This is a genomic window from Streptosporangium sp. G12 (assembly GCF_052983175.1).
In genome coordinates this window covers 107251-122703 of the sequence record NZ_JBRIQO010000019.1, presented here as the reverse complement: position 1 = coordinate 122703, position 15453 = coordinate 107251, and the positions used below count along the sequence as shown (strand labels likewise).

The 15453-nt window shown below is 71.1% G+C and carries 15 protein-coding genes; 3 read left to right on the top strand and 12 right to left on the bottom strand.

Annotated elements, in window-relative coordinates:
- The first annotated feature begins 116 nt into the window (after positions 1 to 116).
- Positions 117 to 845, top strand: coding sequence for a hypothetical protein (locus tag ACVCAG_RS27755; RefSeq protein WP_440086186.1), 729 nt, complete (start codon positions 117 to 119; stop codon positions 843 to 845).
- 157 nt (positions 846 to 1002) lie between these two features.
- Here the strand turns inward: ACVCAG_RS27755 and ACVCAG_RS27750 are convergent, their stop codons facing one another.
- The 8 genes from ACVCAG_RS27750 to ACVCAG_RS27715 all read right to left on the bottom strand — a co-directional run bounded on the left by ACVCAG_RS27750 (position 1003) and on the right by ACVCAG_RS27715 (position 8081).
- Complete coding sequence (locus ACVCAG_RS27750; RefSeq protein WP_440086187.1) at positions 1003 to 2463, bottom strand: serine/threonine-protein kinase; 1461 nt, start codon at positions 2461 to 2463, stop codon at positions 1003 to 1005.
- A 72-nt stretch (positions 2464 to 2535) separates the two neighbouring features.
- The gene (locus tag ACVCAG_RS27745; RefSeq protein ID WP_440086188.1) at positions 2536 to 2889 is read right to left on the bottom strand and encodes a hypothetical protein; all 354 of its coding nucleotides are present in this window, start codon (positions 2887 to 2889) and stop codon (positions 2536 to 2538) included.
- A 122-nt stretch (positions 2890 to 3011) separates the two neighbouring features.
- Positions 3012 to 3506 (bottom strand): hypothetical protein, encoded by a 495-nt coding sequence (locus ACVCAG_RS27740; protein WP_447190523.1) that lies wholly within the window; start codon positions 3504 to 3506, stop codon positions 3012 to 3014.
- 107 nt (positions 3507 to 3613) lie between these two features.
- Complete coding sequence (locus ACVCAG_RS27735) at positions 3614 to 3988, bottom strand: hypothetical protein (protein ID WP_440086190.1); 375 nt, start codon at positions 3986 to 3988, stop codon at positions 3614 to 3616.
- Positions 3989 to 4122: 134 nt separating this feature from the next.
- The gene (locus ACVCAG_RS27730; RefSeq protein ID WP_440086191.1) at positions 4123 to 5337 is read right to left on the bottom strand and encodes a CU044_5270 family protein; all 1215 of its coding nucleotides are present in this window, start codon (positions 5335 to 5337) and stop codon (positions 4123 to 4125) included.
- Entirely contained in the window at positions 5334 to 5855 is a 522-nt protein-coding gene (locus tag ACVCAG_RS27725) for an RNA polymerase sigma factor (RefSeq protein WP_362696255.1), read from the bottom strand. Before ACVCAG_RS27725 ends, ACVCAG_RS27730 begins: the two co-directional genes overlap by 4 nt.
- 169 nt (positions 5856 to 6024) lie before the next feature.
- Positions 6025 to 7398, bottom strand: a complete 1374-nt coding sequence (locus ACVCAG_RS27720) for an alpha/beta fold hydrolase (protein WP_440086192.1) — start codon at positions 7396 to 7398, stop codon at positions 6025 to 6027.
- Positions 7399 to 7565: 167 nt separating this feature from the next.
- Complete coding sequence (locus ACVCAG_RS27715) at positions 7566 to 8081, bottom strand: FBP domain-containing protein (protein WP_440086193.1); 516 nt, start codon at positions 8079 to 8081, stop codon at positions 7566 to 7568.
- A gap of 327 nt (positions 8082 to 8408) precedes the next feature.
- Here ACVCAG_RS27715 and ACVCAG_RS27710 point away from each other — a divergent pair, with 327 nt between their 5' ends.
- On the top strand, positions 8409 to 9944 hold the full coding sequence (locus ACVCAG_RS27710) for a glycosyltransferase family 39 protein (RefSeq protein WP_440086194.1): 1536 nt from the start codon (positions 8409 to 8411) through the stop codon (positions 9942 to 9944).
- Between the two features lie 61 nt (positions 9945 to 10005).
- Here the strand turns inward: ACVCAG_RS27710 and ACVCAG_RS27705 are convergent, their stop codons facing one another.
- A complete protein-coding gene (locus ACVCAG_RS27705; protein WP_440086195.1) occupies positions 10006 to 10233 on the bottom strand; it encodes a helix-hairpin-helix domain-containing protein in 228 nt (75 codons plus the stop codon).
- Positions 10234 to 10594: 361 nt separating this feature from the next.
- Complete coding sequence (locus ACVCAG_RS27700) at positions 10595 to 10879, bottom strand: hypothetical protein (RefSeq protein WP_440086196.1); 285 nt, start codon at positions 10877 to 10879, stop codon at positions 10595 to 10597.
- Between ACVCAG_RS27700 and ACVCAG_RS27695 the strand changes: the two genes are divergently transcribed.
- Complete coding sequence (locus ACVCAG_RS27695; RefSeq protein ID WP_440086198.1) at positions 10878 to 12281, top strand: hypothetical protein; 1404 nt, start codon at positions 10878 to 10880, stop codon at positions 12279 to 12281. The two genes, ACVCAG_RS27700 and ACVCAG_RS27695, sit on opposite strands and share 2 nt — an antisense overlap.
- Before the next feature lie 118 nt (positions 12282 to 12399).
- Here the strand turns inward: ACVCAG_RS27695 and ACVCAG_RS27690 are convergent, their stop codons facing one another.
- Together ACVCAG_RS27690 and ACVCAG_RS27685 are read right to left on the bottom strand one after the other, a co-directional pair.
- The gene (locus ACVCAG_RS27690) at positions 12400 to 13206 is read right to left on the bottom strand and encodes an SDR family oxidoreductase (protein WP_440086200.1); all 807 of its coding nucleotides are present in this window, start codon (positions 13204 to 13206) and stop codon (positions 12400 to 12402) included.
- A 218-nt stretch (positions 13207 to 13424) separates the two neighbouring features.
- Entirely contained in the window at positions 13425 to 15359 is a 1935-nt protein-coding gene (locus ACVCAG_RS27685) for a discoidin domain-containing protein (protein ID WP_440086202.1), read from the bottom strand.
- Positions 15360 to 15453: the final 94 nt, after the last annotated feature.

Here is a 15453-nt window from a genome sequence, read left to right as displayed (position 1 = left end):
GATCACGAAGGCGATCGCCGCCAACGCCCGTCCGGGCGGTTCTGACAGCGGCGTTGATCAACGTAAGCTGTGGCTCGTCAACGCCCGAGGTTCCGGAACGCTGCGAGGGTGGGTGGATGCGGACGATCCTCTTGCAGACCGAGGTCTCCGACGCCGAACAGGTCGTCATCGAGCTCTCTCCGGGCCGCGAGATCACTTTTGGTCGCGGCTCGGCGGACGCCCCGGTCGACTTCCCTCTTGATCATCCGGGGATATCCCGGCGGGCCGGGATCATACGGGCCATGGAGGATTACTGGCTGCTCACCAATCTCAGCCGTGACTCCACCCTTGTCGTGGAGAATCCCGAGGGGGGCGGGGAGTTCCTCAAGGTGGCTCCGCGCCGGGCGGCCGCGCCCATACCGTTCGAGTTCGCCCGGGTGGTGCTCCCGGTGGCGGGTGGCGCCTGTTCCTTTCTGGTCTTCGCCTCACAGCACAGCTTCATCGACCTCGACGCGCCCGAGGCCGCGGCGGTCGGTGAGCCGACCGTCTCCGGCTTTCCCCTGGACGAGACGGCGAAATACTTCCTCGTGCTGATCGCGCTCTGCGAGCCGCGCCTTCGCGACTGTGCGTCCGCGGTCATCCCGACGGTGCCGGAGGTGCTGGAGCGGTTGCACGAGGTCCCCGGCTGCGCGGGACTGACCCGGGCCGCGGTCAACTTCCACATCGACTATCTCGCGCGGACGAAACTGCGCGTCAAGCCGTCGTCCGGTTCGCGCAAGGCCGACTGGCAGCGCGCCGCGCTGGTCTCGGTCGCGCTGCGCTTCGACCTGGTGCGGGAGGAGCACCTGAAATGGCTGAACACGTGATCACGTCTGACGTCCGGCCCGGTCGCGTACGTGACCGGGCCGGACGCGTAGGCGACCGTGTCTGACGTGCGACGCGGCCTCGTACGTGACCATGTCTGACGTGCGGCCCGGCCTCGCAGGTGATCGCGTCTGACGTGCGGCCCGGTCGCGTATGCGATCACGGCTGGTATTCGGCCCGGTGCTTCCGCACCCGTTCGACGAACGGCCGGATGCGTTCGGGAACCCCGTTCTCCCGGCGGACCACATCGTCGGAGGAGCGGAACGCCGCGGCTCCCAGCAGACCGGGATCTCCGGGCACCCCGGCCATCAGGGGCAGCCGCGTGCACAGATAGCGGCCGACGGCGGGAATGGTGTCCTCGGGGGAGAAGGGCGGGGTGGGGACGACGCCGCGGCGGTCGGCGGGCAAGTAGTACTGCAGCACCGACGGCGTCCAGCGCGCGAGGCCGTACTCGTCCTTGGCCACGTCGAACAGTCCCGCGTCGAAGTTGCTCTCCGCCTTCAGGATTCCGGCGACCAGTGCCGGGCTCAGGCCCGGCTCGGCGCACATCGTGCCGGCTTCGACGATCAGGGCGCGGTACTCCTGGGGGATGTCGGAGTCGGGGCGCAACCAGCGCCCGAACGGATCGGCCACCGACGAGTCGACCATCCCGGCCCCTGAGACGCCGGCCATCACCAGAAGGGCCGCGGCCATCGCCCCCGCCAGCCGCGCGCCCGTTCGCCGCGACGGGGCCTTGGTCGTGCCGGCCAGCACCCGGGCCCGGTAGAGCTGGCGGGCCGCGCTGGGCCGGAGCCTCGGATCGGGTGTCAGGCAGTCGGTCACCCAGGAGCGCCAGGCCTCGGGCAGCGAGACCGGAAGCGTCAGGGGCCGCTCGCCCGCCGCGTACTCGGCGGCGGCCACATAGCGCGCACGGGCGGTCGGGGCGTTGAAGGGAAGGTGGCCGGTGAGCAGCTGGCAGGCCGTCACGCCGAGCGCCCACACATCGGCCGAGACCCACACGGCGTGTCCGCGTTCGCTCAGGGGCTCGCTCCAGCGCTCCGGAGGCACGTGGTCCACCGACCCCATCGGGGGAAGGTAGCCGTGGGTCCCGTCGATCTCTGTGGCCAGGCCGAAGTCGGCGAGACGCACCGAGCCGTCGGCCATCACGAGCACGTTGTTGGGCTTGAGGTCTCCGTGCACCCACCCCTCGGCGTGCATGTGCGCTATTCCCTCGCAGATCTCGGCGATCAGCCTCGGCGCGCCGGGAACGGGAGCCCCTCCCCGGATCAGGTCGGCCAGCGACCGTTCCGCCAGGTCCATCACCAGGACGCACGCGCCGTCGAGTTCGGGATTTCCCGCGTCGTCGATGACGAGCGTCTCGTGCAACCGGATCAGGCGAGCGTGCCGCAGCCTGCTGTGCAGGCGTATCTCCCGCTGCGTCATGTCCTTGAGGTGTCCCAGCTGCCGCCGGGTGACCGTGCCCGTGGGCAGGAACTTCAACGCCGCGTGTGCCGCGCCATCCCCGTCTCGTACTCCCAGGTAGACGCTCGCCCAGCTCCCCGTGGAGATGGGCCTGCCGACCTGCCAGTCACCGACGCGGTATCCGCGGGGAACACTGACCGCCCATCCCTCGGTGTCCATCGGCCTCCTACCCTTCTTGCCGTTTCACGGTCGGAATCATCAGAATGCGTTCCCTCGGACTGTTCATCGGCTTCACGTCGGGGAGGCCGGCCTCCCCGCTCCCGCGATGTTTCCAGGGCTTCCGGCCGGGCCGATGCCGTTCAGGACGGTGGTGAGCAGGTCCTCGACGAAGCCGGGGGGAATCTCCAGGGCGGTCGCCGCGCCACCGCCGAGCAGGTGGGGCAGGACCAGCTCGTGGCAGGCACCGATGATCATGGCGGCGGCGGCCTCGGGATTGGCGCCCGGGGCCAGGCGGCCGAGGTCGCGTACGGTGAGCCCGGCGGTACCACGCTGGGCCATGAGGCGTTCGGCGGCGGCGATCAGGTGCTCGCGCAGGCTCCGATCGCCCTCGCCGTCACGCAGGGCCGCTGCTTTTCTCGGGGACATCACATCGCATCGTAGTGACCGCCGGGAGCAAATGATCACCGGGAGCGGGTGGCGGTCAGGGTCGGATGAGGGTCAGGGACAGGTGTCGGTCATGGGCGGGTGCGGGTCGGGGACGGTGGCGGTCAGGGGCGGGTGGCGGTGGTCAGCCAGGCGGCGCCGCGCAGCCGTACGGCGTCGGGCTCCTCGTAGGGCCGCAGCGCCACCGTGAGCGCGGCAAGGGCTCGGGCCGCGGTGTCCCTGTCGACCTGGTCGAGAGCGAAGCGGACGGGGCCCCGTGCTCCGAGGAAACCGGCCGCGTCGGCGGCGCCCCGGCCCCACATCTGGGGCGCGTCGACCGGTGTGGAGGTCACCTTCTCGAAGCCCGCGCCGGTGAGCACCTCGCGGACACGGGCCGGGTCGGCCAGCGACTCCGGGCCGGGAGCGCCGGGCCCGGCCGGGGCGGGGCTCGGCGGCAGGTGCTCGGCCATCGCCGCGAAGACGGTGCCCAGGTCGTTGTCGGTCATCCTTCGCAGGGACAGGATGGCCAGGCGCCCGCCCGGCCGCAGCGCGCGGCCGATGTTGGCGAACGCGGCGACCGGATCGGCGAAGAACATGATCCCGAACCGGCTCACCGCCACGTCGAAAACCGAGCGGGAGGGGCGCACGCGATCGGGTGGCGGACGTCGTCCACGGGACACGGGAACACGGGGACACGGGGATACGGGGACCGGCGTCGCCCCCTCGATCAGCCGAACCGGATGTGTTTCACACCCGTCCACGCACGGCGCAGGCGTCCTCGCAGCGCGCCGTCCGTGTTCGGGGCGAGCGCCAACCCGGACGAGGCGGCGATGTGGTCGGCGACCTGCGGGATCGTGAGGAGGTCGGTCCACACGTGCTCGGCGAACTCCGCCTCGCGCAGCCGCTCCAGGCACCGGTCGAGCCTGGACACGGCGAAGCTCTCCCGGCGCAGGGGTGCGCCCTTACCGGCCACGTACTGCATGGCGTGCCCGAAGCCGACGTGTTCGGGATCGCAGACGACGCTTCCCGGGAGCCGCCGCCGTAGCTCGTGCGCGGTCTGCGTCTTGCCGCCGCCGAAGGGGCCGTTGATCCACAGGAGCATGTTCCGAGCCTACGAGGGCGGGTGCGGATCGCGGGCGGCTTCGCATGTCCCCGACCCGTCGTACGCCCCCGGGAGTACGACGGGTCGGGAACCCAAGACGCGGGCTCGGGGGTTCAGAACGCGGGTCCGGGGACTCAGGACGCGGGTTTCTCGTCGGTCCAGCCGGCTTCGAGGACGGTCTGGGAGTGCCACACGGTGCCCGGTTCGAATCCGGCCTGCGGGCCGCCCGGCCGTACGACGACGCTCTCCCTGGCCAGCGCCCTGCCGGTCGTCTCGTCGAAGATCAGGCGGTCCAGCAGGACTCCGCCGGCGCCCTTGGCGTCCGCCTTCGCCCTGACCCGTACCTCGATGGCGACCGCGCTGCCGGTACGGCCCTCCGCGTCGGTGACGCCGCGGGAGACCTTGATGGTCTTGAGGTCGGCGAGCATCCGGAAGGCGGCGCCGCGCACCTGCGAGGTGACCGGCATGTCGGTGATCAGCCCGATCGAGACGGCGAACAACCAGGCGTCCGACGACATCGGGTCGTCCGACTCGGTGCCGCTCCCCGTGTACGAGCGCAGCAGCCAGGCCTTGAGGTCGTCGGGGTCGTCGGGCAGGCCGCGCAGGTCCTTCATGGTGACGTTGCGGCCCAGCCAGAACACCTTGTCCCCGTCGACGAGCGGAATGTGGCTGTCCTTCGCCTCTCCCGGCTCGGTCGACAGGACGTAACCGCCTCTCTGACCCCCGCCCTTGCCGGGGACCTCGACCTCGATCTCGGTCGGGGAACCGGCCCGCCGCCAGGCCGCCTCGTCGTCCGGGCTCGCGGGCCGCGCCCCGAGTGACCGCGTCCGGCTCCACTGGTCCCCGCCGGTCGCCGACGGGGTCCAGCCCTCGTTCCGTGTCCGCTCGACGACGGTGTAGTCCCCGTCCGCCGCCTCGGACAGTATCCGGGTCACCGACGCGGTGTGCCAGTAGGCGCCGGTCGTGTCCGGCTGGCGGGCCGCTCCGTGGGCGGCGGCGAGCAGGATGGACCGGCTGGAGAGCTCGACGCGCGAGGCGGAGGGCGTCGGGCTGGAGGACGCCTGGCTGGAGGCCGTCCGGCCCGGATCGGCCTGGGCGGAGGGCGCGTCCGGGACCGTGCCGCCGGTCGCGGAGATCGTGACGGCGACCGCGGTCACGGCCGCGGCGGCTCCGGCGAGGCCGAGGCCAAGGCCGAGGCCCCACCCCGGGCGGACGGCCCTGCGCCCGGCCGGCGCCCGCCGGGGCTGTGCCATGGCGCGGGAGAGCTCGGCGGCCCTGGTACGCGGGTCGACCGGGGTGTCCCCCAGGTGCTCGGGGCGTGCGGCCCGCAGCTGATCGATGGGGTTCATGACCACTCCTCGCTGAGGTTCCTCATCCGGGGTCCGGGGTACGCGGCGGTGTCCATCTCCTGCTTGAGCCGTTTACGCGCGCGGTGGAGCCGTACCCGGAAGGCGGTCGGAGAGCAGCCGACGACCCGCGCCGCGTCGCGGGGGGAGAGCCCCTGCCAGGCGGTCAGGATCAGGAGTTCCCGGTCGTCCTCCGACAGCCCCGTCAGCGCCTTGAGCACGCTGAGCCGTTCGGCGACCTGCTCGGCGACGTCGTCCTCGGTCCAGGCCCGCAGCTCGGCACTGAGCGCGTCGCGCCGGACCTCCGCCCGGATGTTGTCGCGCAGCACGTTGCGGGCCACCCCGAGGAGCCACGGCAGGGCCGGCTCCGGCACCTCCTCCAGCCTCCGCCAGGCGATCGCGAACGTCTCGCTCACCACCTCGTCCGCCACCTGCCGTCCCGCGCGGCTGACCACGTAGGCCCAGACACGTTGCCGGCACTCGTCGTACATGCTGGTGAACCGCTGCGAGTCGTCCGTCACCGCCCCGCCCCCTTCGTACCGGATGTGTTGTTCTGACACCGGGAAATGGCCGGGGCTCCTCGTTTGTTACCTGCCTTCTTCAAAAAATGGTACGAACCACTACAAATCCGGAATCATCCCGGCCTGGGACCCGTCTCCTGCCCGGTGACCGCGGGGGCCCGCTCGCGCGTCAGCACTTCGTCCCGGCGGCGGGCAGCACGCGGTCGGTGAGGTAGCGGTCGATGTGGTCGCGGGCACAGGGGTTGGAGGCGTGGAGCGTGTGGCCGGGCCCCTCGTGCCGGACGACGACGCTGCCCGGCACCTGCCTGAGCACCCGCTGCACGGCGTCGGACTCGCCCCAGGCGCCCGCGCCGAGCATGGGCGGCAGCCCCTTCGGCAGCGGGGCGGGCGGGTTGGTCACCCGTACCGGCCAGCCGACGCAGCCGAGGGTCGCGGTCGCCATCGTGCTCGCGGTGCCCGCGTTGGGCGCGACCTCGCGCAGCCGGGCGATCGTCGCCTCCAGCTCGGCGCGGCCGGCGGGACGGGGCCAGTCGACGCACTCGGTGACGCCGGTCGACTGGTCGGGATAGCGGGCGCCGCGCTCGGGCACGAAGCCGGAGGCGTCGCCGCCGGCGGCCGCGCGGATGTCCCGTGCCAGCTTCGGCCACGCCTCGGCGCCCTTCCTGGCGGAGCTCACCGCGAAGGCCTGCAGGTCGCGCCCGCCGTACGCGATGCCGGCCTGCCTGGCGGGAATCGGCGTGCGATCGGCCCTGGCGACCAGCTTGCGCCACTTCGCGGGTACGTCGCGGCACTGTCCGGCGGCGCACCAGTCGAAGAAGCGGCCGATGGCCTCCTCGTTGCTCCTGGCCATCGCCTCCAGCTCACCGGCCCAGTCGGCGGTGCTGTGGTTCCACGTGCCGTCGAGCACCATCGTGCGCACCTGGCCGGGGAAGAGCCTGGCGTACGCCTGCCCGTAGAACCCGGCGTAGGAGGCGCCGTAGAAGTTGAGCTTGGCGCCGCCGAGGGCCTTCCTGATCGCCTCCATGTCCCTGGCCTGGTCGGCCGAGCTCATGTTGGCGAAGAACTCGGGATCCTTGTTGCGGCAGGCCTCGGCGTAGCCGCGGTTGGTGTCGGAGAGCCGCCCGAAGTCGGCGTCGTCCTCGGGGAACTCGGGCAGCGGGATGCGCGTCCAGGTGCACGGCAGGCCGGTGCTCAGGCCCCCGATCTGCTCGCCGTAGCCCCGGGTGTCCCAGGTGACGATGTCCATGCGCTCGCGGAGCTCGGCCCACCGGTTTCCGGACCGGGTGATGGCGATCCCCGGCGCGCCCGGCCCGCCGTAGGCGATCAGGACGGAGCCCTCGGAGGTGCCGGTGGCCTTCAGGCGGCCCAGCTTCAGGGTGATCTCGCGTCCGCCGGCCTGCTGCCAGTTGACGGGTACCCGCAGGTCGGCGCACTCCATCCCGATCTTGTCACCCGGGCAGGTGCTCCAGTCGAGGGAATCGGTCTGTGGTGCCTGCACGCCCGAACCCAGAAGGGTCAGGGCGACGGCGATCGACGTCAGCATGAAGGCCACGATCTCCGAACGGCCACCCCGGCCGCATCGGAGCCCGGTCTGATTCCGGAGGCGGCGCATCAGACCGGGGGATGTCATCCCACGACGACCACGCGGCCACTACGCGGGCGCCCGGGGCACCTGGGGCCCTCCGGGAGGCGGGCGGACCCGCGATCCGGTCACGCCGAGCGCAGGTCGCCGTCGAAGACCTTGTCCAGGAAGCCCTCCAGGTTGAAAGCGGTCCGGGTGATCCGCTCCTCCGTGGTGAGCGTCTCCTCGAACCGCACGCCGGACTCCGCCCGCTTCGTGCCGCGCACGTAGAGGGAGCAGGCCAGGTCGGCGCAGATGTAGGTGCCGACCGTGTTGCCCTGGCGGCCCGCGGCGCCGACCCTGGGCGCGACGAACAGGGCGACCCCGGTGCCGGAGTGGGGGGTCAGGCAGATCGAGCAGACGGTGCTCTTGGTGAAACTCCTGCGGACATCCTGCGCGACGCGCAGGGTGACGCCGACGAGCTCGCCCTGCCGCTCGACGACCAGGTAACCCCGGTCGGGGGCGCCGGGATCGCGCCAGCCCAGGAAGTCGAGGTCGGCCCAGGAGAGCTCGGAAAGGTTCCTGGGCAGGTTGAGCCTGCGCGCCTCCCCCTTCGAGCAGTTGACGAAGGATTCGCGTATCTCTCGCTCGCCGACCGGGTTCATGGTTCACCTACCGTCATGACGATCATTGAAAAAGGCCCCCGGAACCCCGGCTCCGGCCCCGCGATCGGCGCCTCCGCCGACCGGCGGGCGGCCAGACCAGATCAGGCCAGGCCAGGCCACAGCCCGGTCAGGCCCGGCCGGGACGGGTCTCGGTCAGGCCGAGGTGCTCCCGGGCATCCGGCAGCGGCCAGTGTCTCAGTACGACATCAAGGACGTCGAGGGATTTTTCCCCCAACGCTCGGAGGCCGCGCGAGCGCCCGTCGCCGGATGGCGAGCGGATCGGGATCACCCCTCGCGTCACCGGCGTCGAGAGCCGATGATGAACAGGTGTCCGAGTCCTCCTCCGCGTCGCACACCCCTGACACGCCCTCTCCCTCCGCCCCGCACACCATCGGCACGACCGTCCGGGCCGCCCCCTTCGCCCGGCGGCCCGTCGGCGCGGTCGCACTGGCCACGCTCGCCGTGCTGCTGGTCGCGAGCCCGCGCTACGGCTATCACCGGGACGAGCTGTACTTCCGGATGCTGGGCGAGCGGCCCGCCCTGGGGTACTTCGACACCCCGCCGCTGACCCCGCTGATCGCGCGGGCCTCGGTCGCCGTGTTCGGCGACACCGTGGTCGCCCTGCGCGTCGTTCCCGCCCTGATCGCGTCGCTCGTCGTCGTCCTGGTCGCCCTCCTGGCCCGGGAGCTCGGCGGCGACCGGAGGGCGCAGACCGTCGCCGCTGCGGGAATCGCCACCACGACCCTGCTCCTGATCGGTGGCCATTCCCTGCTGACCCTCGGGGTCGACCTGCCGCTCTGGGTCGCGGCGGCGCTGTTCGCCGTACGGGCGCTGCGGGGCGACGGCCGCTGGTGGCTCGCGCTGGGCGCCGTCGCGGGGGTGGCGACGTACAACCGGCAGCTGATCGTGCTGCTCCTGGTCAGCGTGGGCGTGGGCGTGCTGGCGGCGGGGCCGCGCGAGGTGCTGCGGGACCGCAGGCTCTGGCTCGGCGCGCTGCTGGCCCTCGTGATCGCCGCGCCCAACCTGGTCTACCAGGCGACCCACGGCTGGCCACAGCTGGTGATGGCCGGGGCGCTGGAGGCCGACGAGGGCGCCGACAACCGTCTCTCCTTCGTACCGCTGCAGCTCCTGCTGCTCGGCCCGCCCCAGGCGGTCGTCCAGGTGGTCGGTGCCGTACGGCTGTGGCGGGAGCCCCGCCTGCGCTGCCTCGCCCTGGCCTACCCGTCGGCCTGCGCGCTGACGCTCTACTCCGGCGGGCGCCCCGACTACGTGGCGGGCCTGCTCGTGCTGCTCTTCGCCGCGGGGTGCGGCCCGGTCAGCCGGTGGATGTCGGGTGCGGGACGGCGCGCGCTGGTCGTCGGCGCCCTGGCGGTCAACGCGGTCCTCTCCGTCGTCATCGCGCTGCCGGTGATCCCTCCCCCGGCCCTGGAGGGCACCCCGGTCGCCGGCATCAACGAGGTGGCGCGCGAGTCGATCGGATGGCCGGAGCTCGCCGCGCGGGTCGCGGCGGTGGTCGGCGGGCTGACGCCTCAGGAGCGCGCGCGGACCGTACTCCTCACCGACAACTACGGAGAAGCCGGGGCGCTGGACCGCTACGGCGGGGAGTACGGCCTGCCCGAGGTCCACAGCGGGCACAACGAGCTCTACTGGCGCGGCCCGCCGTCGCCGTCCGCCCGGATCGCCGTGGTCGTGACCGACTCCACCGGCGGCTACTCCCGGGTGTTCGCCACCTGCGAGGAACGCGGCAGGGTCGACAACGGCGTCGGCCTGTCCAACGAGGAGCAGCACCTGCCCATCCTCGTCTGCCGCGACCCGCTGCGCCCGTGGCAGCTGCTCTGGCCCGAGATGCGGCACCACAGCTGACATCCCGCCACCCGCGAGACCCGCGTTCCGGCCGGGGTCCGGCCGGACTCAACGCTCGGGCTCACCCCTCGGCGAAGGCGAGGCCGCGTTCGGCGAGCGCCTCGCGCAGGAGCCCGATGGCCTTGGGGCCCATGCCGTGCAGCCGCAGGAGCTCCCGCTCGCTCGTGGCGGCCACCTGGGCGAGCGTCGTGTAGCCGGCCGCGGCCAGGGCCCTACGCGCGGGACGTCCGATGTTGGTGGGGATGTCGATGAGAACGTCGCCCTGACCGCTCTGGTCGCGGGTCGTCATGCTGCCTCCTTGCGGAACGGGTGAGCCGGTCGTCCCGCGCCACGGGAAACCCCTCGGCACGAGGACACCACGTTGCGGAAACCCGGCTTCGCGGGAACGCGTGGCGCGGTTTTGCGAGTCTCGCATTCCCCTACGACAGAACGGCGAGACGCATACGGCGAACGCCATGATCATCCGATTGAACGGGACATCCGGTGCGGACAGGCCAACGACCGCGACACCCTGCCCTGACCACGCCGCGAGGCGGAGACCGTCGACACGACGGGGAGCCCACCGGCGCGGGCCGCGGGTCATCGCGGACGCGGCGGGCGTGCGGACCGCGGGCACCGGCTGACGCCTGGATGCCCGCGCACCGGTCGCGTCATTTCCAGTTTTGAAAACGCGCCGAAAACTTAGGACGCATCAGAAAAGCCGGAACGAGAGCGGGAAACATAATCGCGGCCCGCGACCAGGAAACGCGGCCGGAGTCGAGCGCGTCACGCGAGAACCACTTCTGGATCGCCGCTCCTGTCAGGTCGCGTTGTTGAAGCGTTTTCGGATGCTCACAAATCCCGGGCTTCGAATTCCATGCCGTCGCGCCGTTCCCAATTCGGCGTCGAGCGGATTTGATGGGGCCACCACCGATCCGCAGCACGGAGGCAGGCATGTCGACGCCACAGATCCCCACCACCGAGGACGCCCTTGCCGTGGTCCGGCGAGACCTTCCGGCTGACCGGATGCTCAATCTTGGACCGCTCCAGATCAACGTCCGGCACAGCGCCCTGGCGGGTCTCGACGAGGCGGGGGTGACGGAGAAGCTCGTAAGCATCCACAGGGCCGTCGGCCAGGACCCCGGTCTGGTCGGGAATCTGACGGATCCGCAGCTCCGCCACTGGCTGCTGTACGCGGCCAACCTGCTGGCGGTGAACCAGACGGGCGCCCCCGGCTTCAACGTCAAGGAGGCGTTGGCCTGGCTGGTGAACAACGTCACCACGGTGCGGCCTCGAATGCCTTTCTCCGACCGCGACGGCTTCGAACTCCAGGTGCTCGGCCGCACCGGATGGCTGAAGGCGGCCCTGGGCGCGAAGGTGCCGCGCCTCCCGGAGGAGGCGCGGCAACGGGCCGCCGCCTGCTACGGCGCCCCGCCTCCCGGGGCGCCGGGTGAACGGCCCCCGCTCGACCAGGAGCTTCTCCTCAAGGAGTTGCTGCCGCGACTGCAGGACTTTCTCATCAAAGAGGTCACGATATGGCGTAGGCCGTCCGGGGTGAAGCGCGCGTTCCAGAAGATGTCCGACTTCGAGATGATCGCGCAACTCGCCCAGTCCGTGGCCTGGGAGATGCTGCAACCGTACGCGGCGGCCAGGGAGGACAGCCCGTTCGTGAAGGGCTTCGACTATTTCAAGAACATATACGACAAGACCACGACCGTACCGACCGAGAACGACCTGGTGAGGCACCTGATGAACCGCGCCTTCCTGGTGGGTGGGCAGGGCGCACCGGGAAAAACGGTCTTCGACGCGGCCGGATACGACAGCACCCGAGGCGCGGACAACGTATTCCTCTTCGAAGCGCTCGGTAAATGGATGAACGGGCAGGACGTCGTGAAGCGGCTCACGCTTTTCTACGCCCAGCACATCGGTTCCAACTCCCATGGAGACAAGGGCGGCGGCATCGGCCTGGTCACCGAGTTCAGGCCCGACCAGCCGCAGTCGCGGTCTCGCTGGGAGGTGATCGAGACGATCGTCCACGAGATGACGCACTCGCTCATCCATCCACGTCTGGCCGCGAAGATGAAGAACACGAACAGGCCGCTGGTGATCTCGGAGGGGTTCGTCGAGGTGGTCACCAGGGAGATCTACAACTGGATGATCGACCACGGGGGCGAGGCGTCCACGAGGAGGCTCATGGTCGGCGTGGAGGGCGACCTGCTGCCTCCGATCAAGAAGAAGGAACTCAGCTACGGGGCGGATGGGCGGTACGCGGACCAGATCTTCCAGATCGTCGGCCGGGAGAGGTTCCTCACCGCCTTCCTGACCGGAGACGTCGAGCTGGTCGGCCTGCCCGCCTGAACCGGCACCCGGGGTCCTGGTCTTCTGGAGCCAGGGGCCAGAAGACCAGGACCCGGTCTGCGGAAGGGCCGGCGGCCACGGGCCTGCGCGGCCTCGGATCTCCCTACGGAAAGCGGCCTCAGATCTCCTTGAGGAAGCCGGCGTCGACGGCGAAGTCGGCGCCGGTGGTGCTCGCCGAGCGCGGCGAGACGAGCAGGGCGATCACGTCGGCGACCTCCTGCGGCTCGACGAGGCGGCCGGTGGTCAGCTTCATCATCTCCGCCGCGACACCGTTCAGCACGGCGTCGCGGTCGGTGCCCGCCTGCGCGGCGATGATGTCGGCCGCGCCGCCCTCCTCGGTCCACCACGCCGTCCGCACGGGCCCCGGCGACACGGTGTTCACCCGGACGCCCTGCGGCGCGAACTCCTCCGACAGCGCCTTCGTGAGATTGTTCAGGCCCGCCTTGGCCGCGTTGTAGTCGACGTTCATGGGGGCGGGCAGCCGGGCGCTGCCCGAGGACACGTTGACGATCGAGCCTCCGCCCCGCTGGAGCATCACCGGAACGGCGGCGCGGACGGCCCGTACGACCGAGAACAGGTTGAACTCGAACATCGCCCGCCAGTCGTCGTCGGTGGGGGCGAGGAACGAGAAGCGCGGCAGGGCCACACCGGGCGGCGGGCCGCCGGCGTTGTTCACCAGGATGTCCAGCCCGCCGAACACCTCCACGGCCCGCGCCACGATCCGGCCCGGAGCCTCGGGGTCGGTCAGGTCGGCCGGTACGTGGAGAAGGTCCGCGCCGTCGAGCGCCTCCAGCTCCGGGGTGCTCTTGCGCGAGGCGGCGACGACGCGGGCCCCCTCGTCGAGCAGGGTACGGGTGACGGCCAGGCCGATGCCCTTGGAGGCGCCGGTGACGACCGCGACACGGCCGGAAAGCTGCAGGTCCATGGAATGTCCTCTCGTCGTCGGGCCCCGTACGGCGGGAGGGGCCCTTCACGCGAGCAAAGCTATGGCGGGCACTCGGCCCCGGGCTGGCAGCATTCGGACCGGCAATTCACGCTGGATCCGGACCGGCGATTCACGCCCGGCCGGAACCGGCGATCCACCCCCGGCCCGGCCGACGGGACGCCCGCCGGATGGGGGCTCGCCGGCCGGGCGTGGCCTCGTCAGCTCGCGTAGGCCTCCAGTTCGAAGATGCGGGCCGCGGTATCGCTGTCGCTGGTCGGGGTGAGGACGTTGAGCCGGACGTACCGGGCGCTGACGGGTGTGACGGTGTGGGTGGTGACGTTGGCGGTGTTGCCCCGGGCGCTCACGACGTTCGTCCAGGTGGTGCCGTTGGTGCTGACCTGGAGGTCGAAGTCGCGGGTGTTCCAGGCCGTCTTCTCACCGCCCGCGCCGGAGTGGCGCAGCACGAACCGCCCCACCTGCGTGCTCGACTGCAGGTCGACCTGGAGCCACTTGCCGGCGCCCAGCGCGCACCACTTGTCGGAGGTGCCGGCCGTCCAACTGCCGTTCACGGCCTTGGCGGGAGCCTCGCCGGCCGCGCACTGGCCGCTGGCGGTGGCCGGCTTGTTCAGCGCCAGGTTGGGGGTCGGTTGCGTCGTCTCGGGGACGTAGAGGCGGATGTCCGTCAGGCTCGCGCTGCCCTCGTAGACGTTGGTGTAGAGGTCGCCGATCACGAAGTAGTCGGGATACTGGGAGCCGGCCGGCCACTGGTTCGGCCAGGACGCGCTGCCGTTCACGTCGTTCTGGACGAGGGTGGCGTTGTAGCGGCCGTCGTACTCGCCGGGCTTGACGTTGTAGTGCCAGATCGGCGCGTTGCCGACGATGAAGGGGCGGTGGAAGCGGATCGTCTTCTGCCCGACCCGGGCGAAGTTGCCGCTGGCCTCGAGCACGTAGCCGGTGGCGTCGCGCTCGATGGCGAAGGTGTAGGACTGGTTCGGCATCAGCTCGGGCTGGAGCTCGGCCGCCGACGACAGCTGCTGCTCGGCCACGCCGCCGGAGCAGCTCGTCATGAACCACTGGGAGTTGCCCGCGAGGCCGCCCGGTCCCGGCGTCCAGTTGGGCAGGCCGCTGATCCACATGTTGACCGTGTTGAAGTTGCCGTCGCGGTAGTTGTAGTACTGGTTGGTGTTGGAGTCGCAGACCCGCCCGCCGGTGCCGCTGCCGACCCGGTCGGGGTGCTGGGAGAAGGAGTCCATCAGCACCTTGCGGCGGTAGTGCCAGAAGTGGTTGTTCCTCGGGGCGGGGTTGGCGAAGTCCACGATCGACATGAAGTGGAAACCGTTGTAGCCGTACGGGCCCGACCGCACGTCCTGCCACTCGCAGTAGGGCGCGGCGGCGTTGCCGCTCCAGCCCGGGCTCCTGGACCCCTCGCCCCAGGGGTGCTGCGTCTTGCATCCCTGCGTGCCGTAGCCGTTGATCTTTCCGTCGTACTCGATCGAGCCGTTCCGCTTGCCGCCGAAGTCGATGGTCTTGAGCTTGTACTCGACGCGGTACTGGTCGGGCAACTTGTTCGTGGGCCGGAAGATCGCCCCGCCGGTGTGGTCGGGCACGTTGAGCACCGCCGCGGGCGCGCCGCCCACCGTCGCGGTGGTGATCGACGGCGGCGACTCGATGACGCCGTCCTTGTTCCAGTCGCGGGCGGAGAGCGAAGCCGTCAGCCAGCCTCCCTGGCCGACCGGGAACTCCTTGCGGTAGGTGGCGAAGGAGTTGAACGCGGTGGTCCAGGCCGACCCGTAGTCGTTGCGGTACCACTGGCCGGAGTCGTCCATGATCGTGTCGAACGGGGTGGTGTAGTTCTCCCTGACCCACGGCGCGTTGCCCGTGTTGATGGGAGCCGAGAAGTTCTCCGAGTGCAGCAGGGTCCAGGCGGCGGCGCTCTTCGCCGCACCCGCCCTGCTCTCCGCGCCCGCCTTGGCCTGCGCACCGGACGCACTCGGGGTGCTCGGGATGCTCGGACCGGGAGTACGGGCCCCGGCCGGCGCCGCGGCGTCGCCCGTCGCGGGGGTGCCGACCCCGAACGAGGTGATTGCCACGACGGTCGTGGTGACCGCGGCGAGGGCCGCCTTGCGCGCGGCCCCTCTGACGTTGCTTCGCATGGGTTACGTGCCCTTCACTCGACGAGTAAGGCGTTGCTCGTGCCTGGACGCGACCCGCGCCCTCGCGGGTGTGCGCACCTCCGTTCCCGGTACC